The organism is Streptomyces asoensis (assembly GCF_013085465.1).
Classification (GTDB): domain Bacteria; phylum Actinomycetota; class Actinomycetes; order Streptomycetales; family Streptomycetaceae; genus Streptomyces; species Streptomyces cacaoi_A.
This window is the reverse complement of sequence record NZ_CP049838.1, coordinates 2,578,795-2,601,267: the sequence shown is the minus strand read 5'-3', so window position 1 is coordinate 2,601,267 and position 22,473 is coordinate 2,578,795. Positions and strand designations below refer to the sequence as shown.

General features: G+C 72.1%; 23 protein-coding genes and 1 pseudogene. 10 read left to right on the top strand and 14 right to left on the bottom strand.

All coding sequences use genetic code 11. From position 1 onward, the window contains the following. Window positions 1-61: 61 nt before the first annotated feature. Window positions 62-532: a GNAT family N-acetyltransferase gene (locus G9272_RS11625; RefSeq protein WP_171396491.1), complete on the bottom strand. Its 471-nt coding sequence runs from the start codon at window positions 530-532 to the stop codon at window positions 62-64. A gap of 3 nt (window positions 533-535) precedes the next feature. After that, the gene (locus G9272_RS11620) at window positions 536-1,309 is read right to left on the bottom strand and encodes an IclR family transcriptional regulator (protein ID WP_020130471.1); all 774 of its coding nucleotides are present in this window, start codon (window positions 1,307-1,309) and stop codon (window positions 536-538) included. Window positions 1,310-1,448: 139 nt separating this feature from the next. Here G9272_RS11620 and G9272_RS11615 point away from each other — a divergent pair, with 139 nt between their 5' ends. From G9272_RS11615 to G9272_RS11595, 5 genes are all read left to right on the top strand, one after another. Continuing rightward, the gene (locus G9272_RS11615) at window positions 1,449-2,978 is read left to right on the top strand and encodes an aldehyde dehydrogenase (NADP(+)) (protein ID WP_171396490.1); all 1,530 of its coding nucleotides are present in this window, start codon (window positions 1,449-1,451) and stop codon (window positions 2,976-2,978) included. A 141-nt stretch (window positions 2,979-3,119) separates the two neighbouring features. Next, window positions 3,120-3,728, top strand: a complete 609-nt coding sequence (locus G9272_RS11610) for a DUF1349 domain-containing protein (RefSeq protein ID WP_171396489.1) — start codon at window positions 3,120-3,122, stop codon at window positions 3,726-3,728. Between the two features lie 41 nt (window positions 3,729-3,769). Further along, window positions 3,770-4,306, top strand: a complete 537-nt coding sequence (locus G9272_RS11605) for a GNAT family N-acetyltransferase (protein WP_171396488.1) — start codon at window positions 3,770-3,772, stop codon at window positions 4,304-4,306. A gap of 103 nt (window positions 4,307-4,409) precedes the next feature. Beyond that, entirely contained in the window at window positions 4,410-5,126 is a 717-nt protein-coding gene (locus G9272_RS11600; protein WP_171396487.1) for a DsbA family oxidoreductase, read from the top strand. A 96-nt stretch (window positions 5,127-5,222) separates the two neighbouring features. Further along, on the top strand, window positions 5,223-6,275 hold the full coding sequence (locus tag G9272_RS11595) for an aminotransferase class V-fold PLP-dependent enzyme (RefSeq protein WP_171396486.1): 1,053 nt from the start codon (window positions 5,223-5,225) through the stop codon (window positions 6,273-6,275). 91 nt (window positions 6,276-6,366) lie between these two features. Here the strand turns inward: G9272_RS11595 and thpD are convergent, their stop codons facing one another. The 6 genes from thpD to G9272_RS11565 form a co-directional block, all read right to left on the bottom strand. Then, window positions 6,367-7,254: an ectoine hydroxylase gene (thpD, locus tag G9272_RS11590; RefSeq protein ID WP_171396485.1), complete on the bottom strand. Its 888-nt coding sequence runs from the start codon at window positions 7,252-7,254 to the stop codon at window positions 6,367-6,369. A 5-nt stretch (window positions 7,255-7,259) separates the two neighbouring features. After that, window positions 7,260-7,664, bottom strand: a complete 405-nt coding sequence (locus G9272_RS11585; protein WP_020130464.1) for an ectoine synthase — start codon at window positions 7,662-7,664, stop codon at window positions 7,260-7,262. Between the two features lie 50 nt (window positions 7,665-7,714). Beyond that, window positions 7,715-8,986: a diaminobutyrate--2-oxoglutarate transaminase gene (ectB, locus tag G9272_RS11580; RefSeq protein ID WP_171396484.1), complete on the bottom strand. Its 1,272-nt coding sequence runs from the start codon at window positions 8,984-8,986 to the stop codon at window positions 7,715-7,717. Window positions 8,987-9,047: 61 nt separating this feature from the next. Continuing rightward, window positions 9,048-9,554 carry a diaminobutyrate acetyltransferase gene (ectA, locus tag G9272_RS11575; RefSeq protein ID WP_171396483.1) on the bottom strand — a complete coding sequence of 169 codons (507 nt, stop codon included), beginning with the start codon at window positions 9,552-9,554 and terminating at the stop codon, window positions 9,048-9,050. A 304-nt stretch (window positions 9,555-9,858) separates the two neighbouring features. Next, complete coding sequence (locus G9272_RS11570; RefSeq protein ID WP_171396482.1) at window positions 9,859-10,386, bottom strand: DinB family protein; 528 nt, start codon at window positions 10,384-10,386, stop codon at window positions 9,859-9,861. A 79-nt stretch (window positions 10,387-10,465) separates the two neighbouring features. Continuing rightward, window positions 10,466-11,566 carry a pyridoxal-phosphate-dependent aminotransferase family protein gene (locus G9272_RS11565; protein ID WP_171401943.1) on the bottom strand — a complete coding sequence of 367 codons (1,101 nt, stop codon included), beginning with the start codon at window positions 11,564-11,566 and terminating at the stop codon, window positions 10,466-10,468. Window positions 11,567-11,749: 183 nt separating this feature from the next. On the opposite strand from G9272_RS11565, the gene G9272_RS11560 reads away from it, so the two are divergent. The 5 genes and pseudogenes from G9272_RS11560 to G9272_RS11540 all read left to right on the top strand — a co-directional run. Continuing rightward, complete coding sequence (locus tag G9272_RS11560; RefSeq protein ID WP_171396481.1) at window positions 11,750-12,613, top strand: transporter substrate-binding domain-containing protein; 864 nt, start codon at window positions 11,750-11,752, stop codon at window positions 12,611-12,613. A 4-nt stretch (window positions 12,614-12,617) separates the two neighbouring features. Continuing rightward, window positions 12,618-13,451 carry an amino acid ABC transporter permease gene (locus G9272_RS11555; RefSeq protein WP_171396480.1) on the top strand — a complete coding sequence of 278 codons (834 nt, stop codon included), beginning with the start codon at window positions 12,618-12,620 and terminating at the stop codon, window positions 13,449-13,451. Then, window positions 13,448-14,275, top strand: a complete 828-nt coding sequence (locus tag G9272_RS11550; protein ID WP_171396479.1) for an amino acid ABC transporter ATP-binding protein — start codon at window positions 13,448-13,450, stop codon at window positions 14,273-14,275. Before G9272_RS11555 ends, G9272_RS11550 begins: the two co-directional genes overlap by 4 nt. A gap of 14 nt (window positions 14,276-14,289) precedes the next feature. Then, entirely contained in the window at window positions 14,290-15,381 is a 1,092-nt protein-coding gene (locus G9272_RS11545; protein WP_171396478.1) for an amidohydrolase family protein, read from the top strand. 25 nt (window positions 15,382-15,406) lie between these two features. Continuing rightward, window positions 15,407-15,914, top strand: a pseudogene (locus G9272_RS11540) (LAETG motif-containing sortase-dependent surface protein); the annotation flags it as partial. A gap of 57 nt (window positions 15,915-15,971) precedes the next feature. On the opposite strand, the gene cobC reads toward G9272_RS11540, so the two are convergent. The 6 genes from cobC to cobM are packed head-to-tail and all read right to left on the bottom strand — an operon-like array spanning window position 15,972 to window position 22,391. Beyond that, window positions 15,972-17,069 carry an Rv2231c family pyridoxal phosphate-dependent protein CobC gene (gene cobC / locus G9272_RS11535; RefSeq protein ID WP_171396477.1) on the bottom strand — a complete coding sequence of 366 codons (1,098 nt, stop codon included), beginning with the start codon at window positions 17,067-17,069 and terminating at the stop codon, window positions 15,972-15,974. Beyond that, window positions 17,059-17,988 (bottom strand): sirohydrochlorin chelatase, encoded by a 930-nt coding sequence (locus tag G9272_RS11530; RefSeq protein WP_171396476.1) that lies wholly within the window; start codon window positions 17,986-17,988, stop codon window positions 17,059-17,061. Before G9272_RS11530 ends, cobC begins: the two co-directional genes overlap by 11 nt. Further along, the gene (locus G9272_RS11525) at window positions 17,985-18,575 is read right to left on the bottom strand and encodes a precorrin-8X methylmutase (RefSeq protein ID WP_171396475.1); all 591 of its coding nucleotides are present in this window, start codon (window positions 18,573-18,575) and stop codon (window positions 17,985-17,987) included. Before G9272_RS11525 ends, G9272_RS11530 begins: the two co-directional genes overlap by 4 nt. Continuing rightward, window positions 18,572-20,299 carry a precorrin-3B C(17)-methyltransferase gene (cobJ, locus tag G9272_RS11520; protein ID WP_171396474.1) on the bottom strand — a complete coding sequence of 576 codons (1,728 nt, stop codon included), beginning with the start codon at window positions 20,297-20,299 and terminating at the stop codon, window positions 18,572-18,574. The genes G9272_RS11525 and cobJ overlap by 4 nt, the downstream gene beginning before the upstream one ends. Continuing rightward, window positions 20,296-21,576, bottom strand: a complete 1,281-nt coding sequence (cbiE, locus tag G9272_RS11515; RefSeq protein WP_171396473.1) for a precorrin-6y C5,15-methyltransferase (decarboxylating) subunit CbiE — start codon at window positions 21,574-21,576, stop codon at window positions 20,296-20,298. Before cbiE ends, cobJ begins: the two co-directional genes overlap by 4 nt. Then, window positions 21,573-22,391, bottom strand: a complete 819-nt coding sequence (gene cobM, locus G9272_RS11510) for a precorrin-4 C(11)-methyltransferase (protein ID WP_054239231.1) — start codon at window positions 22,389-22,391, stop codon at window positions 21,573-21,575. The genes cbiE and cobM overlap by 4 nt, the downstream gene beginning before the upstream one ends. Window positions 22,392-22,473: the final 82 nt, after the last annotated feature.

The window sequence follows — 22,473 nt, the reverse complement described above, 5'->3', positions numbered from 1 at the left end:
GTTCACCTGAAGCCGGTTCACTGAGGCCGGTTCACCCGGGGTCCGTGCGCTCCGGCGGGGCTCAGGTCTCCAGCCGCAGCACGATCTCCTCGATCTCCCCGCCCCGCGCGTTCGCGTAGCCGGTGGCCCGGGCGGTGGACCGGAAGCCGCACTTCTCCAGGACCCGCAGGGAGCCCGCGTTGTCGGCCGCCGCCCGCGCGAACAGCGGCCGTTCCCGGACCTCGGACACCAGCGCCCGCAGCGCCTCCGTGGCGATGCCCCGGCCCCAGTAGGCGCGGTCCACCCAGTACGTCACCTCGCGCTCGCCCGGCTCCCCGTACACCGCCGCGCTGCCGACGACGTCCCCGTCGGCCAGGATCGTGCGCGGCACGGCGGACGAGGCGCGGATCCTCGACCAGTGGGCGTCGAACGCGTCCCGGTCGGCCGGATCCTTCGCGGTGAACGCGGCCATCCGCAGGGACTCGGGGTCGTTCATCTGCCGGAAGAACACCGGCAGATCGCTGTCGTGGACCTGGCGCAGGGAGATCAGCATGCCTCAGAGCCTACGGGTGGCCAGCGTGAGCCGGTCGCGTGCGTCGAACAGCGCGTCCTTCACCAGCTGCTCGTGCGCGGGGGTGAGCCTCGCCACCGGCACCGAGCAGCTGATCGCGTCCCGGGCCGGCGTGCGGTACGGGATCGCCACGCCGAAGCAGCGCAGGCCCAGCGTGTTCTCCTCGCGGTCCACCGAGAAGCCCTGCTCGCGGATCTGATGCAGCTCCTCGATGAGCTTCTCGCGGTCCGTGATCGTGTGCTCGGTCAGCGCGGGGAGCGTCTCCGGCAGCAGCTTGCGGACCTGCTCGTCGGTGTAGGTGCTCAGCAGCGCCTTGCCCAGGGAGGTGGAGTGGGCGGGGAGGCGGCGTCCGACCCGGGTGAAGGGGCGCAGGTAGTGCTGGGACTGGCGGGTGGCGAGGTACACGACGTTCGTGCCGTCGAGCCGGGCCAGGTGGATGGTCTCGGTGGTGTCGTCCGAGAGCCGGTCCAGGGTGGGGCGGGCGGCCGCGACCACCTCGTCGCCGTCGATGTAGGAGGTGCCGACGAGCAGCGCCCGTACCCCGATGCCGTACCGCGTGCCCGTCGCGTCCGTCTCCACCCAGCCCAGCTCCACCAGCGTGCGCAGCAGCATGTAGAGACTGGACTTGGGATAGCCGACGGCCTCCTGGACCGACGCCAGAGAGTGCATTCCGGGGCGGCCGGCGAAGTATTCCAGCAGCTCAACCGTCCGCACCGCGGACTTGACCTGCGCCCCGCCCCCCGTCTCGCCAGCCGACATCGCCCTTGACCCCTTCGTTCGACGGGAAATACTCTCCGACAGCATATTCATCATCAGAGACAGCGTTCAGTATATCGAACGACCCTGGTGGATGAGCCAGTACCAAACGTGGTCAGAACCAAGCGTGGAGGGACCCGCGGTGGCAGCAGCACCAGTCTGGAGTGTCGACCCCCGAACCGGGAAGCAGCGTGAGCAGGTTGCGGTGGAGGCCACGGCCCAGGAGGTCGACGCCGTCGTCCGCGCCGCCCATGAGGCGCGCGGCTTCCTCGCCGACCGTACCGTCCGCGCCGCTTTCCTGCGTTCCGCCGCCGACCGGCTCCAGGCGGCCAAGGACACGCTCGTGGAGGTGGCCGACGCCGAGACCGCGCTCGGCCCGGTCCGGCTGACCGGCGAGCTCGCCCGCACCTGCTACCAGCTGCGCGCGTTCGCCGACATCGTCGACGAGGGAGCGTTCCTCGACGTCGTCATCAGCCACCCCGACGACACCGCAACCCCGCCCATCCCCGACCTGCGCCGCTACAAGGTGCCGCTCGGGGTGGTGGCCGTGTACTCGGCGTCCAACTTCCCCTTCGCGTTCTCCGTGGCGGGCGGTGACACCGCCAGCGCGCTCGCGGCGGGCAACCCGGTCGTCGTCAAGTCCCACCCCGACCACCCGGGCCTGTCCGAGCTGGTCGCCAAGGTGCTGCGCACGGCCGCCGCCGAGCACGGCATCCCGGCGGGTGTGCTGGGTCTGCTCCACGGCTTCGAGGCCGGCGTCGAGCTGATCAAGCACCCGCTGGTCGCCGCGGCCGGTTTCACCGGGTCGATCCGGGGCGGGCGCGCGCTGTTCGACGCGGCGGCGGCCCGTCCGGTGCCGATCCCGTTCCACGGCGAGCTGGGGTCGCTGAACCCCGTCGTGGTGACCGAGGCGGCCGCGGCCGAGCGGGCCGAGGCGATCGGCACCGGCCTCGCCGGGTCCATGACGCTGGGTGTCGGCCAGTTCTGTGTGAAGCCGGGGCTGGTCCTGGTGCCGTCCGGCGCGGCCGGCGACGGGTTGGTCAAGTCGCTCACGGACGCGGTGAGCGACACCGACGCGGGCGTGCTGCTCGACCACCGGATGCGCGACAACTTCATCGCCGGGGTCGCCGAGCGGGCCGAGCTGCCCGACGTGGAGTCGCCGGTGACACCCGGTGCGGGCGGGGAGCACACCGTCAGCGCGGGCTTCCTGACCGTGCCGGCCTCCCGGCTGGCCGCCGAGGGCGCGCACGACCTGCTCCTCGAGGAGTGCTTCGGGCCGGTCACCGTCGTGGTCCGCTACGACGACGAGGGCGAGGTCAAGGCGGTGCTGTCGCGCCTGCCCGGAAACCTCACGGCGACCGTCCAGCTGTCCGAGGGGGAGGCCGCGGGCGAGGGCCGGGGCGGGGAGATCCTCGCCGAGCTGACCCCGCTGGCCGGACGCGTGCTGGTGAACGGCTGGCCCACGGGTGTCGCCGTCGCGCCGGCCCAGCATCACGGCGGGCCGTACCCGGCCACCACCTCCACGTCCACCTCTGTGGGCGGGACGGCCATCGAGCGGTGGCTGCGGCCGGTCGCCTACCAGAACGCTCCCGCGGCGCTGCTGCCCGTGGAGCTGCGGGACGAGAACGAGCTGGGGCTGCCTCGCCGGTTCAACGGGCGTCTGGAGCGGTAGCGCTCCGCTCGGGTGCCGTCGTGGGGTGCGGTGGATCGGTGCGTGCACGTCCGTCGTGGCTTGTCGCGCCCACGCGGCGGAGCCGCACATCGATGCAGGCCCGCGCCCCTCGGGGCGCGGCTCCCCTGAGATGATGAGGTCATGGACGTCTCGCTTCCCGAACTGCCCTTTCCCCTCCGTACTTACGGACCCGACGGGCACTGGTTCCATGAGGACGGGGTGCTCACCGGGTGGGCCGGGGCCCGGCAGGACCGGTTCGTGCCGCCCACCGGTGACGGCGTGGAATCCGCCGCCGACGCGCCCCGGCTGCTGGGGGCGCCGGAGGGCGACTTCCAGCTCATCGCACGCGTCACCGTCGGGTTCAACTCGGCCTTCGACGCGGGGGTGTTGTACGTCCACGTGGGCGAGCGGGCCTGGGCCAAGCTGTGTCTGGAGTACTCCCCGGACGTGGCCACCGTCTGCACGGTGGTCACCCGGGGACACTCCGACGACGCCAACTCCTTCACCGTGGACGGAAGTTCGGTCTGGCTCCGGGTGAGCAGGACCGGTCGTGCCTTCGCCTTCCACGCCTCCCGGGACGGCAGACGGTGGACCTTCGTCCGCCTGTTCACGCTGGGTGAGGAGAAGGAGACCGGCGCGGCCCTGGTCGGCTTCATGACGCAGTCGCCGATGGGCGAGGGGTGCGTCGTGACGTACGACCATCTCGAGTTCAGGACCGAGTGGCCGGACGACCTGCGCGACGGAAGCTAGCCGGCCGGAACCGCAAAGAGGGCCCGCTCGTCCTCTCCTGCATGATCGGAGATCGTGTCATGGGACACCGGGTGATCCGCACCGCCGTCCCCGCCGAGGCGGAGAGGGTCGTCGCGCTGCACGCGCGCGCCCGGGCGACGTACTACCCCGACGGTGCCCCGCAGGACGGCACCGACTGGCTGGCCGCCTGGCGCTCGGCCATCGAGCGGCCCGACGGCCATGTGCTGTGCGTCGTCGAGCAGGGACGGCTCGTCGGCCTCGCGTCCTTCCGTACGCCGGAGGGCGCGCCCGTGCACACGGTCAAGCTGTTCCAGTTCCATGTCGACCCCGACCACTGGCGTTCGGGGATCGGTACGGCCCTGCACACGGCCTGCGTCGAGCAGTGGCGGGCGGACGGGCGGCACACGGCCGTACTCGACGTGCACGTCGACAACCGGCGGGCCCAGGCCTTCTACGCCCGGCAGGGCTGGAGCCCGGACCCGGAGAACCCGCCCGCCGAGGGCGACCACCACCTCTGGCTGAGGTACGCGGTGCCCGGGGAACGACCCGGGAAGGAGCGGGGAACGACCGGGGAATGAAACGCCCTGCTTGAACGTTCATGCACTCGCCGGAGGGAACCTCCGTGCGGACCTCCCGCGGGGGAGCTCCGTACCAGCCGCACGACCTGGAGAGAGCCGAGACATGCGCGTCGAGATCTGGAGCGACATCGCCTGCCCCTGGTGCTACGTGGGCAAGGCCCGCTTCGAGAAGGCGCTCGAGGCCTTCCCGCACCGTGACCAGGTCGAGGTGGTGCACCGTTCCTTCGAGCTGGACCCGGGCCGCGCCAAGGGCGACGTCCAGCCCGTACTGGCCATGCTCACCAAGAAGTACGGGATGAGCCAGGCGCAGGCGCAGTCCGGCGAGGAGAACCTGGGCGCCCAGGCCGCCGCCGAGGGCCTCGACTACCGCACCCGGGACCGCGACCACGGCAACACCTTCGACATGCACCGCCTGCTGCACTTCGCCAAGGAGCACGGTCGGCAGGACGAGCTGATCCAGATCCTCTACCGGGCGAACTTCGCCGAGGAGCGGTCCGTCTTCTCCGAGGGCGACGAGCGGCTCGTGGAACTGGCCGCCGAGGCCGGTCTCGACGCCGAGGCCGCCCGCGAGGTCCTCGCCGACCCTGCCCGCTACGCCGACGAGGTCCGCGCCGACGAGCGCGAGGCCGCCCAGCTCGGTGCCAACGGCGTGCCCTTCTTCGTCCTCGACCGCGCCTACGGCGTCTCCGGGGCCCAGCCCGCCGAGGTCTTCACCCAGGCCCTCACCCAGGCCTGGGGCGACCGCTCCCCGCTGAAGCTGATCGACGACGGCGGCGCGGAGGCCTGCGGCCCGGACGGATGCGCGGTCCCGCAGCAGTGAAACCCGCAGGTGAGAGCCGATCTATAAGTTCTCCTTAGCGGAATCACGTAAAGATCGGCAATGGACGAGGGGTTCCCGGGGTCGCAGAGTGGACCCATGGAGACCTTCGAGAGCCTCGTCCGCGCCGAGTTCACCCCGAAGACCACGTACCTGAACACGGCGAGCAACGGCCTGCTGCCGGCCCGTACGGTCGCCGCCCTGCACGAGGCGGCGGTACTGCGCGCCGAGGGCAGACCGCTGACCCCGCTGTACGAGGACGTGGAGGCATGCCGGGCCGCGTACGCCCGGCTGGCCGGCGTCCCGGTCACCCGGGTGGCGCTGGGCGCCTCGGTCGCCGCGCACACCGGTGTGATCGCCGCCGCGCTCCCCGCGGGCGCGGAAGTGCTCACCGCCGAGGACGACTTCACCTCCGTGCTCAACCCGTTCCACGTCCGCGGGGACCTCAAGGTCCGCGCCGTGCCGCTGGAGCGGATCGCCGAGTCCGTCCGCCCAGGCACGGCGCTGGTCGCGGTGAGCGCCGCCCAGTCCGCCGACGGCCGGATCGCCGACCTGCCCGCCCTGCGGGAGGCGGCCCGGACGCACGGCGCCCGCACCTACGTCGACTTCTCGCAGTCCGCCGGCTGGCTTCCGGCGGACGCCGACGCCCACGACTTCTCCGCCGCCGTCTCCTTCAAGTGGCTGCTCGGCCCGCACGGTGCGGCCTTCCTGGTGGTCCCGGAGGACTTCGGCGGGCTGTCACCGGTCCTCGCGGGATGGGTGGCCGGCGAAAAGCCCTGGGACAGCTGTTACGGCCCGGTGGCCGAACTCGCCCACTCGGCACGGCGGTTCGACCTGACCCACGCCCTGTTCACCTACGCCGGACTGCGCCGCTCCCTCGAACTGGTCGAGGAACTCGGCGTGGAGGCGATCGGCGCCCACGACCTCTCCCTCGCCGACCGCTTCCGCGCCGGACTCGCCGGGCTCGGTCATCGCCCCGTCGACGCGCCCGGCTCCGCGATCGTCTCGGTGCCCGGACTCGGCTTCCGCCAGCCCGAGCTGGCCGCCGCCGGCATCCAGGTCTCCGACCGCTCCGGCCATCTGCGCGCCTCCTTCCACCTGTTCAACACGCCTGCCGACGTCGACCGTCTGCTGAACGCTCTGTCGGCCTGAGGCTCCCGACGCCCGGCAGGCCCGGACGCCCCCACCCGATCCGGGTGGGGGCGTCCGGGCCTGCCGACGCGGCCGGCGGGGGGAAGACGGTTCACCGCACGGGTGTGAAGTCCCGCGCGCCGATGTACTCAGGCCTGCGGACCGGCGCGGCGAACGGCTCCACGGCCGTGTTCTCCACGCTGTTGAACACGATGAACACGTTGCTGCGCGGGAACGGAGTGATGTTGTCGCCGGACCCGTGCATGCAGTTGCAGTCGAACCAGGTCGCCGAACCGGCCTTGCCCGTGAACAGCTTGATGCCGTAGTCGCCGGCCATCGCGGTCAGCGCCTCGTCCGACGGCGTGCCCGCGTCCTGCATCTGGAGCGACTTCTTGTAGTTGTCCTCGGGCGTCGCCCCGGCGCAGCCGAGGAACGTCCGGTGCGAGCCCGGCATGATCATGAGCCCGCCGTTGGTTTCCAGGTTCTCGGTCAGCGCGATCGACACGGACACCGTCCGCATGTTCGGCAGACCGTCCTCGGCGTGCCAGGTCTCGAAGTCGGAGTGCCAGTAGAAGCCCCCTGCCCCGAAGCCCGGCTTGACGTTGATCCGCGACTGGTGGACGTACACGTCCGAGCCCAGGATCTGCCGGGCCCGCCCCACGACCCGCTCGTCGCGGACGAGCGCGGCGAACACGGGACTGAGCTTGTGCACCTCGAAGACGGAGCGGATCTCCTTGGACTTCGGCTCGACGATCGACCGCCCGTCGGTCCGGATCTCCGGGTCGGCGACCAGCCGCTCCAGCTCCCGTCGGCAGACGGTGACCTCGTCGTCGCTGATCAGCTGGTCGACGGCGAGGAAGCCGTCGCGCTCGTACTCCTGGAGGCCGGCCGCCGGGATCGGGCCCGGCGTGTCGGGGGAGCCCCAGACGACGGGGTCCTGGCGGGGTACGGACACCTCGGTGGTGCCACGGGTGGGGTAGAGATCGGTGAGGGTGGTCACGATGCTTACACCTCCTCGGGCTCGGTCAACAGGGGGTACACGCCGTTCTCGTCGTGGTCCTCCCGCCCCGTGACGGGCGGGTTGAACACGCAGATGCAGCGGAAGTCCTCCTTGACGCGGAGCGTGTGCCGCTCGTGCCCGTCGAGGAGGTACATGGTGCCGGGCGTGATGGTGTGCGTCCGCCCGGTCTCGTGGTCGGTCAGTTCGGCCGCGCCCTCGACGCAGACGACGGCCTCGATGTGGTTCGCGTACCACATCGACGTCTCGGTGCCCGCGTACAGAATCGTTTCGTGCAGCGAGAACCCGACCCGTTCCTGGGCGAGCACGATGCGCTTGCTCTCCCAGGTGCCGGACGCCGCCCGCACATGCCGGTCGGTGCCTTCGATGTCCTTGAACGAACGGACGATCACGGTGGTGCGATGCCTCCTAGGTAGGGGGAAGGGACAGGTGCCCGAGGGCGTCAGACGGTCTCCCGTACGGCGCGGGCGATGACGCTGAGGCCCTCGTCCAGTTCCTCGGGGGTGATGGTCAGGGCCGGCAGCAGTTTGACGACCTCGCTCTCCGGACCCGACGTCTCGATCAGCAGCCCGAGCTCGAACGCTCGCTCGGCGACCCGTCCGGCCCGCGCCTTCTCGTGGAACTCCAGGCCCCACACCAGACCGCGGCCGCGGTACTCCTTGACGTCGGCGAGGTTCTCCTCGGTGATCGAGATGAGCCCCTGCTCGATCTGCTCACCCCGAGCCCGGGTCTGCTTCTCCATCGCGGACCCGTCGGCCCAGTACGTCTCGAGGGCCGCGGTGGCGGTGACGAAGGCCGGGTTGTTGCCGCGGAAGGTGCCGTTGTGCTCACCCGGCTCCCACACGTCCAGCTCGGGCTTGAACAGGCAGAGCGACATGGGCAGTCCGTAGCCGCTGATCGACTTGGAGACGGTCACGATGTCCGGGACGATCCCGGCCTCCTCGAAGGAGAAGAAGGCCCCGGTGCGCCCGCAGCCCATCTGGATGTCGTCGACGATCAGCAGCATGTCCTGGCGCTCGCACAGCGCCTTGAGCGCCCGCAGCCACTCCGGACGCGCGACGTTGATGCCGCCCTCGCCCTGTACGGTCTCGACGATCACGGCGGCGGGCTTGTTGAGGCCGGACCCCTGGTCCTCGAGCAGCCGCTCGAACCACAGGAAGTCGGGGACCTGGCCCTCGAAGTAGTTGTCGAACGGCATCGGCGTGCCGTGCACCAGCGGTACCCCGGCACCGGCCCGCTTGAAGGCGTTGCCGGTCACGGCGAGCGACCCGAGGGACATCCCGTGGAAGGCGTTGGTGAACGACACGATGGCCTCGCGTCCCTTCACCTTCCGCGCCAGCTTCAGGGCCGACTCCACGGCGTTGGTGCCGGTCGGGCCCGGGAACATCACCTTGTAGGGCAGGTCGCGCGGCCGCAGCACCAGATCCTGGAAGGTCTGGAGGAAGGTCCGCTTGGCCACGGTCGACATGTCGAGCCCGTGCGTGACGCCGTCCCGCATCAGGTAGTCGACCAACGCCCGTTTCAGCACGGGGTTGTTGTGACCGTAGTTGAGAGATCCGGCACCGGCGAAGAAGTCCAGGTAGCGGTGACCGTCCTCGTCGTACATACGGCTGCCCTGCGCGCGGTCGAAGACCGCGGGCCAGCTGCGGCAGTAGCTGCGCACCTCGGACTCGAGGGTCTCGAACACGCTGAGGTCGGGCTGGGTGATGGTCACGACGAAACGCTCCTCGGAGTGGGGGTCGGAAGGAGAGGCGGGCGGAGGCGGGGCGGGCGGGTCAGAAGGCGAGGGGGCCGATCCGGTACAGCACCTCGGGGTCGTGCGGGCCGTCGGGGAACAGACCGGCGTCGAACAGCACCTCACGGGTGACGGTCGCCCCGTGCCGGTCGGCGTACGAGGTGAACAACCGCTCGGAGGCGGTGTTGCCCGGCGTGATCGTGGTCTCCACGGCGGTGAGCGGGCGTTCGGCGGCGATCCGCGCGGTCAGCCCGTCCAGCAGGGCGGCGGCGAGGCCGCGGCCTTGGTGCGCGGCGTCGACGGCCACCTGCCAGACCAGCAGGGTCTGCGGGTCCTCCGGCCGTACGTACCCGGTGACGAACCCGATCGGCTCGCCGCTCTCCGCGCGGGCCACCGCCGAGGTGGCGGCGAAGTCGCGACACCACAGCAGATAGCTGTAGGACGAGTTCAGGTCGAGCGTCCCGGATTCCTTCGCGAGACGCCAGAGCGCTGCGCCGTCTTCCACCGACGGGCGGTCGATACGTAGGTCTGCTTGTGCGGCAGTCATGCGGATTGAACTTACCCAGGGAAATTCAAAAACGCATGGAGAGGCCGTGGTGATTCCGTGATGCCACCGGGATGGGTTGCCGTTTCATCCGCTTTTGCACCCCGCGAATGGGGCATATCGCCCTGCTTGTGCAATGCGTCACGCACTCGAAACCTGCCCGAAATTCCCCGCGTTTAGGTGCGGGGAATCCGGGCAGAAGAACTCAGGAAACCTATGGTCGAGAAGATCGTCGAGAAGGAAGCCGAGAAAAGGCCCGACGGGAACTCGACGGGGACTCGACGGGAATTCGCGAATTACCTGGAATTCAGGCTCCGGTAACCCCGTCGATACGCTCCCGGAGAATGTCCGCGTGGCCGTTGTGCCGGGCGTACTCCTCGATCATGTGGATCAGCACCCAGCGCAGGCTGACCTCGAGCCCGGCCATCGGCCCGTCGGCGATCCGCCCGGTGGCCTCGAGCGGCCGCCCGGCGATCAGCTCACGCCCGCGCGCGATCTCCCGCCGCCAGACGGTCAGCGCCTCGCCGAGGCCCCGCCCGGAGTCGAGGACGTACCCGGTCTCCTCCCCGAAGACGGGCGGCACGTCGAGCCCGGCGAACGCCCGCTGGAACCAGTTGCGTTCGACCTCGGCGAGATGCTGGACGAGACCGAGCAGGGTCAACTCGGACGGCTCGGCCGCCGGTTGCCGCAGCTGCTCGTCGTCCAGCCCCGCGCACTTCAGCTCGAGCGTGGCCCGGTGGAACGCCAACCAGCTCTCCAGCATGGGGAGTTCGTCACCGGTCAGCAGGGGGACGGGGCGGCCGTCGGGGAGGGTGAGGGGAGTGTCGGTGGTCATGCGGGGCAGCATGACAGGCGGCACCGACAACGGGTCTCGTCAGTCGGTCCGGCGGCGAACCGGCGGCGAACCGGCGCACCTACCGCCAGACGCCCTCCACGGCCCGCCGCGCCCCTTCCAGGTCGACGTCCAGCCCCTTCTCCGCCAGCGCGGCGCCCAACGCCGCCAGACACCCCTGCACCACGCCGACGGTCGCGTCGCCCCCGTAGTGGTTGACCCGGATCATCTCCTTGGCCAGCGCGCCCCCACCCGCGGCCAGCGGCAGCGCGGGGTCGCTCGCCAGCGCCCGGGCCACCAGCTCCGACGCCGCCACCCCCGACGGCGTCCGCAGCGTCGTGGCGACCGGCGCGGCCTCCGCCGCGTCACGCACATACGGCTCCAGCCCGCCGCCCAGCGCGACCGCACCCGCGCGCGTCGCGGCGGCGGCGGACGCGTGCCGCGCCATCACCGTCTCCGGCCGCTCCGCCTCGATCCGCTCGACGCACGCCTCCAGCGCCAGCATCTCCAGCTGCGCCGGCGCGTGCAGCAGCGCCTTGCGACCGCCGTCGACCCACCGCTCCTTCCAGTCCAGCAGGGACAGGTACGACCGGCGCGGCGCCCTCGGGTTCGCGGCCATCCGCGCCCACGCCCGCTCGCTCACCGACACCGCCGAGACGCCCGCCGGGCCGCCCATCGCCTTCTGCGCGCCGATCACGCACAGGTCCACGCCCCACGCGTCCGGCAGCACCGGCTCCGCGCCGATCGAGGCGACCGCGTCCAGGTAGAACAGCGCGCCGTGCTCCCGCACCACCTCGCCGATCTCCGCGACCGGGTTGGTGTTGCCGGTCGCCGCCTCCGCGTGCACCAGGGACACGAAGTCGATCCCGGGGTGCTCGGCGAACGCCTCCCGGATCTGCGCGGCCGTCACCGCCGTGTGGAAGGGCACCGCCAGATCGATCACCGTGGCGCCGCAGTCCCGCAGCCAGTCCCCGAAGGTCTGCCCGTACGGACCGGTGATCACGTTCAGCGCGGTCGTGCCCGGACCGGCCGTACCGCGGATCGCGCCCTCGAGCGGCAGCAGCGCCTCGCCCTGCATGATCACGACGTCCTGCCGGGTGTCCAGCAGCCGTGCCACCCGGTCCTCGATCGAGGCGAAGCGTGCGGCACTCAGCGGGGCGAGGTCCAGGAACGGGTGTGTCACGGCGGTGCTCTCTTCACTCACGGGGTAGAGGTGACGAGACTAACCGGCACGTGTCCCACCCCCCTCGTCCTCCCCACCGGTGACTTCGTAGGTCGCGCGGCCCCGTAACCATCAGTTTGATTTGAGAGCCTCAAACTTCTCCTTATAATCGGAACCCACAGTTCCCTTACAGGAAGGCCCGCCGTGAACACCCTCCCCGGCCGCCGGACCCGCGTCCTGGCCGCCACCACCGTGACGGCCGGGCTGATGCTCGTCGCCGCCTGCACCTCCACCGATGACGGCGGCAGCGGCTCCAAGACCGCCGCCGGCGGGGTCGAGCTCGTCAAGGCGGGCCAGCTCACCACCTGCACCCATCTGCCCTACCCGCCCTTCCAGTCGGAGATCGACGGCAAGGTGCAGGGCTTCGACGTGGCCCTGATCGACCTGGCCGCCAAGGACCTGGGCGTGAAGCAGGAGATCCTCGACACGCCGTTCGAGAACTTCAAGACCGGTGCCTTCCTGAACTCCGGCGAGTGCGACCTGGCCGCGGCCGGCATGACCATCACCGACGAGCGCAAGAAGAACGTCGACTTCTCCGACCCGTACTTCGAGGCCACCCAGGCCGTCCTGGTCGACAAGGGCGCGGGTGTCACCTCGCTCGCCGACGTGAAGTCCAAGGACGTCAAGCTCGGCGCCCAGGCGCAGACCACCGGCGAGGACTACGCCAAGAAGCAGGGCTTCGACCCGGTCTCCTTCGAGTCCTCCGACGCCGTCCTCAACGGTCTGCGCACCGGCCAGGTCAAGGCCGTCATCATCGACTTCCCGGTCGTCCAGGGCTGGCTGAAGGACAAGGCCAACGCCGACGCCTTCAAGGTCGTCGACAACCTCAACACCGGTGAGCAGTACGGCTTCACGGTGAAGAAGGGCAACACCAAGCTGGTCGCCGCGATCAACAAGGCGCTGGCGGACGCGAAGGCCGACGGCACCTACAAGAAGCTGTACGAGAAGTGGATCGGTCCGTACGACGCGTCGGCCGCGTCCCCGTCGGCCGCCGCCTCGGCCTCCTGACCCCATGGCCGACAGCGACGTACGACTCCAACCGAAGAAGAAGGGCCTGACCCGGCGGCAGAAGCGCAGCCTCTCGCGCGGCGCGCAGTACGTCGTCTTCGGCGCCGCCGTGATCGTCTTCGCGGTCACGGCGGACTGGGGCAGGCTGAAGAACCAGTTCGCCCAGTGGGACATCGCGAAGGAGATGTTCCCGGACGTCATCACGCTGGCGTTGAAGAACACCGTGCTGTACACGGCGTCCGGCTTCGTCCTCGGCCTGGTGCTCGGTCTGGTCATCGCCCTGATGCGGCTGTCCTCCGTGGGCCCGTACCGCTGGGTGGCCGGTGTCTACATCGAGATCTTCCGCGGTCTGCCCGCCCTGCTGATCTTCGTCTTCATCGGCGTGGCCGTGCCGCTGGCCTTCCCCGGCACGGAGATCGTCGGCGGCACCTACGGCAAGGCGGCCCTCGGGCTCGGCCTGATCGGGGCCGCGTACATGGCGGAGACGTTCCGCGCGGGCATCCAGGCCGTCCCCAAGGGACAGCTGGAGGCGGCCCGGTCGCTGGGCTTCTCGCCCGCCCGCGCGATGGTCTCGGTCATCATCCCGCAGGCGTTCCGGATCATCCTCCCGCCGCTCACCAACGAGCTGATCATGCTCTTCAAGGACTCCTCCCTGGTCCTGCTCCTCGGGGTGACGCTGGAGGAGCGCGAACTGTCCAAGTACGGCCGTGACCTGGCCAGCACGACCGCCAACTCCACGCCGATCCTGGTCGCCGGCCTGTGCTACCTGCTGGTGACCATCCCGCTCGGCTTCGTCGTGCGGCGCATGGAGGCCAAGGCCCAGGAGGCCGTGAAATGAGCCGACCGGAGATCGAAGTCCGCGACCTGCACAAGTCGTTCGGAACCAACGAGGTGCTGCGCGGCATCGACCTGGAGATCGGCCAGGGCGAGGTCGTCTGTGTGATCGGCCCGTCCGGCTCCGGCAAGTCGACGCTGCTGCGCTGTGTGAACCTGCTGGAGGAGCCCACCAAGGGCCAGGTCTTCGTCGGCGGCACCGAACTCACCGACCCCGACGTCGACATCGACGCCGTCCGCCGCCGTATCGGGATGGTCTTCCAGCAGTTCAACCTCTTCCCGCACCTGTCGGTGACCGAGAACCTCACGCTGCCGCAGCGCCGGGTGCTCAGGCGCGGCAAGGCGGAGGCGGGGAGGGTGGCCGCCGAGAACCTGGAGCGGGTGGGGCTGTCGGAGAAGGCGGCCGCCTACCCCGCCTCCCTCTCCGGCGGCCAGCAGCAGCGCGTCGCGATTGCCCGCGCGCTGGCCATGGGCCCCGAGGTGATGCTGTTCGACGAGCCGACGTCGGCGCTCGACCCGGAGCTGGTCGGCGATGTCCTCGCGGTCATGCGGATGCTCGCCGACGAGGGCATGACGATGATGGTCGTCACCCACGAGATGACCTTCGCCCGCGAGGTCGCCGACCGGGTCGTCTTCATGGACGGCGGTGTGATCGTGGAGGACGGCACCCCGGCCGAGGTGATCGGGAACCCGAGCCACGAGCGCACCCGTCACTTCCTCTCCCGCCTCCTCGACCCGGCGATGGCCGAGTTGGCCGAAGACGGGGAGGGCGCCTCCGACCAGGTGGGTGGCCAGGTGGGGGACCGGAAGGGCGAGCCGGGGCAGTAGCTAGGGTGCACTGCATGAGCGATCGCGCGGTGCTGCACGTGAAGGGCCGGATCCTGACCGGATCCGACGAAGTCCGCGACGGGCTGTGGGTCGTCGACGGCCGGATCTCCTACGACCGTCCCGTCGGCGCCCGCGACGTGCGGACCGTCGAGGGCTGGGCGCTGCCCGGCCTGGTCGACGCCCACTGCCATGTCGGCCTGGGCGCGCACGGCCCGGTCGACCCGGACGTCGCCGAGAAGCAGGCGCTGACCGACCGCGAGGTGGGCACCCTGCTGATCCGCGACGCCGGCTCGCCCTCGGACACCCGCTGGATCGACGACCGCGAGGACCTCCCGAAGATCATCCGCGCGGGCCGGCACATCGCCCGCACCCGCCGCTACATCCGCGGCTACGCGCACGAGGTCGAGCCCGACGACCTGGTCGTGTACGTCGCGCGGGAGGCCCGGCGCGGCGACGGCTGGGTCAAGCTGGTCGGCGACTGGATCGACCGCGAGGTGGGCGATCTGGCCCCCAGCTGGCCACGGGAGGCGGCCGAGGCGGCCATCGCGGAGGCCCACCGCCTGGGCGCGCGGGTCACGGCGCACTGCTTCGCCGAGAACTCGCTCCGCGACCTCGTCGAGTCGGGCATCGACTGCGTCGAGCACGCGACGGGCCTGACGGACGAGCTGATCCCGCTGTTCGTGTCACGAGGCGTGGCGATCGTGCCGACCCTCGTCAACATCGCCACCTTCCCGGGTCTCGCGGCCGGCGGCGAGTCCCGGTTCCCGCGCTGGTCGGCCCATATGCGCCGGCTCCACGAACGCCGTTACGACACGGTCCGCTCCGCCTACGACGCCGGTATCCCGGTCTTCGTCGGCACGGACGCCGGCGGCACGCTGCCGCACGGTCTGGTGGCCGCGGAGGTCGCTGAACTGGTGACGGCGGGCATCCCGCCGCTGGCGGCGCTCTCGGCGACGACCTGGGGCGCGCGCGAGTGGCTCGGGCGCCCCGGTCTGGTCGAGGGTGCTCCGGCGGACCTGGTGGTCTACGAGACGGACCCGCGCGCCGACGTGCGGGTGCTGGCGGCACCGCGCCGGGTGGTACTGAACGGCACGGTGGTGAGCTGAAAGCGCTGTGACACAGAAGGTGTCGGTCAGCACCGGCGGCACGACGGACGTGAAGGTACCGGGCGTGGGCGAAGTCCGCCTGGACCTGTCGAAGCGCGAGACCACCTCCCGCACGGCCGCCGCCACCGCCCTCGAACTCACCGTCTCCGTCAACCCGTTGAGCCTCAACGTCGCCTGAGGTGACAGGCACCCTGACCCTCGCGAAGGCCACCTGCGAAGCCCCCGCCGAGCAGGGCCAGGACCAGGGCCAGGACCAGGGCCAGGACCAGGACCAGGGTGAGGGCCAGGGACAGGAGCAGGGCGAGGAACAGGACCAGGGACAGGAGCAGGGCGAGGAACAGGACCAGGGACAGGAGCAGGCCGCCGAGCCGAGCGCCGCCCCGGCGGGTGACGTCAAGGCACAGGGCGCGCCCGCCCAGGCCGACCTGGCCCGGACCGGCGGCAGCTCCACGACCCCGTACATCGCGGGCGGCGCGGTGGCGCTGCTGGCGGCGGGCGGGGGAGCGGTGGTACTGGCCCGCCGCCGCGGCTGACCGGACGGAGCGCGGGGTACGGACCCGGGACGTCCCGCCCGGGTCCGTACCCCGCCCTCATCCCCGAGTCAGGGCCAACGCCTGGTCCAGCGCCTGGAGGAAACGGTTCACCGTCACCCGGTCCCGGACCGCCAGCCGCAGCCACTCCTCGTCCAGCCCCGGGAAGGTGTCACCGCGCCGGACCGCGAAGCCCAGGCTGCGCAGCTGCCGGCGGACGGCGTCGGCCCCGGGCAGCCGCACCAGGACGAACGGCCCCTCCGCGGGCCCCACGACCCGCACCCCGTCGACGGCGAACTCCTCGAGACCGGCCACGAGATGCGCACGGTCCGCGGCGACGCGGTGGGCGGCGTGGGCGGCCTCCGCCAGTGCCTGTGCCCCCATGCACGCCTCCGCCGCCACCAGCGCCGGCGTGGACACCGGCCACAGCGGCTGTGCCCGCTCCAGGTCGGCGACGGTCTCCGGGGCGGCGAGCACGTAGCCGATCCGCAGCCCGGCCAGCCCCCAGGTCTTGGTCAGACTGCGCAGCACCACCAGGCCGGGCACGTCCGTGTGTCCGGCGAGGGCCTCCCGCTCGCCCGGCACCGCGTCCATGAACGCCTCGTCGACCACCAGCGTCCGTCCGGGCCGGGCCAGCCGCCGGATCGTCTCCGCCGGGTGCAACACCGACGTGGGGTTCGTCGGATTGCCGATGACCACCAGGTCGGCCGTCTCCGGAACGGCCGCCGGATCCAGCCGGAAGCCGTCCTCGGCGCGCAGTACCACCCGGTCCACGCTGTGCCCGGCGTCCCGCAGCGCCGCCTCCGGCTCCGTGAACTGCGGGTGCACGACGACGGGCCGCCGGACCTTCAGGGCGCGCGCCAGCAGGACGAACGCCTCCGCCGCACCCGCCGTCAGCAGCACCCGCTCGACGGGCAGCCCGTGCCGCGCCGCGACCGCCGCCCGCGCGGCCCGCCCGTCCGGGTAGGCCGCCAGGCCGCCCAGGGACGCGGCGACGCGCTCCCGCAGCCAGCGCGGAGGGGTGTCCGCGCGGACGTTCACCGCGAGGTCGACGAGCGCCGAGCCGTCGTCGCGCACCTCGGCGTCCCCGTGGTGGCGCAGGTCGTGGCCGTCGGCGTGTTCTTCGGCGGGCCCGTCGGCGGGTCCCTCAGTGCGCATGGGAGTGCGCGTGGCCGTGATGGTGGTGGCCGTCGTGGTGGTGGCCCTCGTCGTCCGGGTGGAAGTGCGGCTGCTGCGGCGCCCCCACCTTGTCCTCGAAGCCCGGCAGCGCGATCCGGTACACGCACGAGTCGCAGTTCATCCGCAGGTCGCCCTTGACGGCCTCCTCGTACCGCTCCATCACCAGGTCGAGCAGCTCCGGCTCGGGACCGATGACGTCGGCCGAGCGCACCTCGACCTCCGGATGCGCGGCCGCCCAGCCCTCGGTCTGGTGCCGTACCCGCTCGGGCAGGATCCCGGTGAACAGGAAGTAAGGGAGCACGACGATCCGCTTCGCCCCCAGCCTCACGCACCGGTCGAGCCCGCTCGGCACGTCCGGCGCGGCCAGCGACACGAACGCGGTCTCCACGCCGGCGTATCCGCGTCCCTCCCACAGCAGCCGCGCCGCCTTGTACACCTCGGCGTTGGCGTCCGGGTCCGTCGACCCGCGCCCGACCAGCAGCACGGTCACGTCGGCCAGATCCTCGGGGGTGCGTCCCACGGTGCCCAGCGCCTCGTCCAGCCGCCGCTCCAGCACCTTCAGCAGCGCCGGGTGCGGGCCCAGCGGACGCCCGTACGTGTAGGAGATCCCCGGGTGCCGCTCCTTCTCGCGGGACAGCGCCGCGGGGATGTCGCCCTTGGCGTGCCCGGCGGAGACCAGCATCAGCGGTACGGCGGCGAACCGCCGTACGCCACGTTCCACCAGTTCCGTCACCGCGTCGCCCAGCGGCGGCGGGGACAGCTCGATGAAGCCACCCGCGACGGGCAGTTCGGGGTGGCGGCGGCCCAACTCCCGTACGAAGTCACGGAACGCCTCGGCTCCGGCCTCGTCCCGGGTGCCATGGCCGGCGATGAGCAGGGCGGGCGGCGGGGTGATCACTGTTTCTCCTCGGAGGGCGAAAGGGGGGTGTACAGCAGGGCGTTGAGCGCGGCGGCGGCGACCGCCGACCCGCCCTTCTCGGACACGTTGCTCACGGCGGGCAGCCCGCTCTCGCGCAACGCGGCCTTCGACTCGGCCGCCCCGACGAAGCCGACGGGCAGGCCGATGACCAGCGCGGGGGAGGCGTCCAGCGTCAGCAGCTCCTCCAGGGCGGTCGGCGCGCAGCCGATCACCCAGAGGGCGCCGGGCCCGACCTCCTCGTACGCCAGCCGGATCGCGTGGGCGGACCGGGTGAGACCGGGGCCGGACCTGGCGTCCTTGAGACGGCAGACGGTCTCCCGCCGGGTGATCCCCGCGGCCACCATCTCCACGTCGACGACGACCGGCGCCCCGGCGTGCAGCGCGGTGTGCGCCTTCGTCAACTCGCCCTCGTCCAGCACGAGATCGTGTCCGTACTCCAGATCGGCGGCGGAGTGGATGACCCGTTCCACCACCGCCCGGCTCAGCGGCGCGAAGTGCGAGGTGTCCAGGCGGGCACGCAGCCGCCGGAAGGACTCCTGCTCGATGGGATGGACCACACGGTTCACAGGGCGCCCTCCTGGGAGCCTTCCCGGGAGCTCTCCGGGGAGTTCTCCTGCCAGCGGTAGCCGCGGGGCGTCACCATGCGCCCCGCGATGTTCCGGGTCGCCGTGTTGCCCACGGTCACGACCGTCATCATGTCGACCCAGGCCGGGTCGAGTTCCGTGAGCGTCGTCAGCCGCGCGGTGCCGTCCGGGCGCGAGGCGTTGCGCACGACACCCACCGGTGTCGTCGGCTCCCGGTGTTCGGCGAGGATCGAGAGCGCCTTGGGGAGCTGCCAGTCGCGGCCCCGGGAACGGGGGTTGTAGAAGGTGACGACGATGTCCGCCTCGGCCGCCGCCCGCACCCGCCGCTCGATGACCTCCCACGGCGTGTGCAGATCGGACAGGCTGATCGACACATGGTCGTGGCCCAGCGGCGCGCCGAGGATCGCACCGGCCGCGAGCGCGGCGGTCACCCCCGGCACCCCGACCACGTCGATGTCGTCGGACGCCTCGGCGAGGGCGGGGGAGGCCATCGCGTACACGCCCGCGTCCCCGCTGCCGATCAGCGCGACGCTCTGCCCGCGCCGGGCCTCCTCGACGGCGGTCCGGGCCCGCTCCTCCTCGGCGCCGAGCCCCGACTCCAGGATCCGGGTGCCGGGCCGCAGCAGGTCGCGGATCTGGTCGACGTACTGGTCGAGGCCGACGAGCACCGAGGCGCGCCGCAGCTCCGCCTTCGCGCGCGGCGTCAGCAGGTCCCGGGCGCCGGGCCCGAGCCCGACGACCGCGAGCCGCCCGCGCGCGGGGCGCCGTACGACGGCACAGGTGGCCATCGCGGGCCGCCCGTCCGCGCGCTCCGACTTCCGCTTGGGGACCAGGAGTTCGCCCCCGCCGATCAGCGCCGCCGCCTCCGCCACGGACGGTGTGCCGACGGCGGCGAGCGGCGCGTCGGACGGGTTCGGCACCTCGACGCCCGCCAGCTCCTCGGCGGAGTACGTCACCACGGGCACGCCGAGCCGCCGGGCGGCCTCGACGATGCCCGGCTCGTCCGCCTTGGCGTCGACGGTGGCGAGCTCGGCGAGACTCCGGACGGACAGTCCCGCCTCCCGCAGCACGCCCTCGACCAGGTCGAGCACCTCGTCGACCGGGGCGCCCCTGGACGCGCCGACACCGACGACGAGCGACGGCGGACGCAGCAGCACCTCCCCGGACGCGGGCGCGACCGCACGATCCGTCAGCCGCACGGTGTACGACCCCCGCTCCGCGAACGGCACCGGCGGCAGCGGCCACGCCACCTCGGCGGCCAGCGCGACCGGCTCGCCGTCCAGCAGGGCCCGCGTCACGCCGGCCACATCGCCCTCCACGGGAAGGCCGAGCGTGTCGAGACCGGGGATGCCGACGGCGTCCGTGGCCGTGGTCACCACCGGCTGCGCACCCAGCAACTCACCGACGGCCAGCGCGAGTTCGTTGGCGCCGCCGGCGTGCCCGCCGACCACCGGGACGGCGAACCGCCCGGCCTCGTCGACACACACCACACCCGGGTCGGACGTCTTGTCGGACAGCAGGGGCGCGACCAGCCGGACGACCGCCCCGGTCGCCAGGAAGCACACGAGCTGCTCGCACTCGGCGAACGCCCGCCGGACGGCGTCCCCGACCGGGCCGTCGTACACGCGCGTGCGGTCCGGCCAGGCCGCGGCCAGCCGGTCGCGCGCCGCCGCCCCCGCCGCGGTGGCGGAAATGAGGCCGATCACAGGGCTACTCCTTCTCGATGAACAGGGTGCGCGCCGACGGCGTTTCTGACACCCCACAGCAGGAAAACGGGATTGGTCGCGGCCAGCCGGGTCACGTCACCCGGCAGCGGCGCGAGCCGTGAGGAGTGCAGCAGCACACCGTCGCAGTCGAACCCGGCGTCGCCGAGCGCGGCGCGTACCGCCGGGACCCGGTCCAGCGCGGCCATCGCGACGACCACGGTCCGCCGGGCCCGCCGCGCGCACCCGCCGACGATGGCGGGCAGTTCGCGCCCGCCCCCGCCGACGAACACGGCGTCGGGATCGTCGAGTCCGGCCAGCGCGTCGGGCGCGCTGCCGTGCACCACGTGCACGTCGACGCCGTGCGCCTCGGCGTTGGCGCGGATCCGTGCGACCCCGTCCGCCGCCTTCTCGACGGCGCTGACGGCGGCGCCGAGCCGCGCGCACTCCACGGCCACGGACCCCGATCCGGAGCCCACGTCCCAGACCAGGTCGCCGGAGCGCGGCCCGAGCCGGGCCAGGGCCAGCGCCCGCACCTCGAACTTGGTGATCATCGAGTCGCGGTGGGCGAAGTCGCCCTCGTCCAGCGCCCACCCGGCGGGCCGGACCCCGGGCCCGGCCAGCGTCCGTACCGGACCGAGCGTCCGTGCCTCGTCCAGGCACAGGACGACACTCACCGTCGTACCCCAGTCGCGTCCGGCGGCCTCGTCGGGGGAGACGCGCTCCACGTGCTCGCCCGACGGGTCGCCCAGCGCGGAGGCCACGACGAGCACCCGCCCGGGCGCGCTGCGCGCGAGCGCGGCGCCCAGTTCGGCGGGTCCGGCGCCCGGCCCGGTCAGGACGGCGACCTTCGGGTGCGCCCGGCACACGTTGACGGCCGTCCGTGGATCGCGCCCGTGCGCGCTGACGACGACGGCGTCGTCCCAGGTCAGCCCGAGCCGTGCGAAGGCGGTGGCCACGGAGGAGACACCGGGCCGGACGTCCAGCCGGTGCGCCCCGAACCGTTCGGCCAGCGCCCGTACGATCCCGAAGAACCCGGGGTCGCCGGAGGCCAGCACGACCACGCGCCGGTCCTTGCCGACGTACTCCTCCATGGCGTCGAGGGCCGGCGCGAGCGGACCGAGCACGATCCGCTCGACGGTCGCGGGCAGCCCCGCGGCGTCCAGATGACGCCGTCCGCCCACGACGAGCTCGGCGCCGGCGAGGACCTCCTCGCCGGGCGCCGTCCCCGTGCCCGTACCGACGACGGTGATCGGTCGGCCGGTGATCGGTCGGTTCACGTACTGGCACCCCGTGTCCGCAGCGCCCGGCGGGCCTCCGGGTCGGCCTTGCGATAGCCGTGGAAGTGACCGGGGTGGTACAGGTGCGAGCGGGTGCCGTGCGCGTCGAGGGCCGGGCCGACCAGGAAGAGGGTGTGCTTCCAGAGCTTGTGCTCCTTGACGGTCTCCTCCAGCGTCTCGATCGTGCACTTCACGACCAGCTCCTCCGGCCAGGTCGCCTGGTAGGCGATGACCACCGGGGTGGCGGTCGGGTAGCCGCCCTCCAGCAGCTCCCGCACCAGCTGACCGCTGCGCGCGGCGGACAGGAAGATCGCCATGGTCGTGCCGTGCTTGGCGAACTCCCGCACCTCCTCGCCGGGCGGCATCGGCGTCTTGCCACCGCCGAGCCGGGTGAGGACGACCGACTGCGCGACCTCGGGGATCGTCAGCTCGCGCCGGGCGAGCGCGGCGACGGCCGAGAAGGAGGACACACCGGGCACGATCTCGGTCTCGACGCCGATCTCCTCGCACCGGTCGAGCTGCTCCTGCGTACCGCCCCAGAGGGCGGGGTCGCCGGAGTGGATGCGGGCGACCTTCAGCCCCTCCCGGCGGGCCCGCTCGTACACGGCGACGACGTCCTCCAGGGACATGGTCGCCGAGTCGAGGATCTCCGCGCCCTCGCGCGCGTGCTCGAGGACCTCCGCCTGGACCAGGCTCGCGGCCCAGATCACGACGTCGGCGTCGGCGATGGCACGCGCGGCACGGAACGTCAGCAGGTCGGCGGCGCCGGGGCCGGCACCGACGAAGGTCACCTTGCCGGTGGGGGCATCGGCCATGGGTTCGGGTCCTCTCATAGCGGGCTTTGTACGTGTTTTCCGGCGTCAGCGGGCGACGCGGATGTGCGCGATCGGGGGTTGA

Bases quoted from the DNA above. Each gene is read 5' to 3' on its own strand.
- G9272_RS11625 (WP_171396491.1), bottom strand. From the start codon at position 532: ATGCTGATCTCCCTGCGCCAGGTCCACGACAGCGATCTGCCGGTGTTC.
- G9272_RS11620 (WP_020130471.1), bottom strand. From the start codon at position 1,309: ATGTCGGCTGGCGAGACGGGGGGCGGGGCGCAGGTCAAGTCCGCGGTG.
- G9272_RS11610 (WP_171396489.1), top strand. From the start codon at position 3,120: ATGGACGTCTCGCTTCCCGAACTGCCCTTTCCCCTCCGTACTTACGGA.
- G9272_RS11605 (WP_171396488.1), top strand. From the start codon at position 3,770: ATGATCGGAGATCGTGTCATGGGACACCGGGTGATCCGCACCGCCGTC.
- G9272_RS11600 (WP_171396487.1), top strand. From the start codon at position 4,410: ATGCGCGTCGAGATCTGGAGCGACATCGCCTGCCCCTGGTGCTACGTG.
- G9272_RS11595 (WP_171396486.1), top strand. From the start codon at position 5,223: ATGGAGACCTTCGAGAGCCTCGTCCGCGCCGAGTTCACCCCGAAGACC.
- ectA (WP_171396483.1), bottom strand. From the start codon at position 9,554: ATGACTGCCGCACAAGCAGACCTACGTATCGACCGCCCGTCGGTGGAA.
- G9272_RS11570 (WP_171396482.1), bottom strand. From the start codon at position 10,386: ATGACCACCGACACTCCCCTCACCCTCCCCGACGGCCGCCCCGTCCCC.
- G9272_RS11555 (WP_171396480.1), top strand. From the start codon at position 12,618: ATGGCCGACAGCGACGTACGACTCCAACCGAAGAAGAAGGGCCTGACC.
- G9272_RS11550 (WP_171396479.1), top strand. From the start codon at position 13,448: ATGAGCCGACCGGAGATCGAAGTCCGCGACCTGCACAAGTCGTTCGGA.
- G9272_RS11545 (WP_171396478.1), top strand. From the start codon at position 14,290: ATGAGCGATCGCGCGGTGCTGCACGTGAAGGGCCGGATCCTGACCGGA.
- cobC (WP_171396477.1), bottom strand. From the start codon at position 17,069: ATGCGCACTGAGGGACCCGCCGACGGGCCCGCCGAAGAACACGCCGAC.
- cobM (WP_054239231.1), bottom strand. From the start codon at position 22,391: ATGGCCGATGCCCCCACCGGCAAGGTGACCTTCGTCGGTGCCGGCCCC.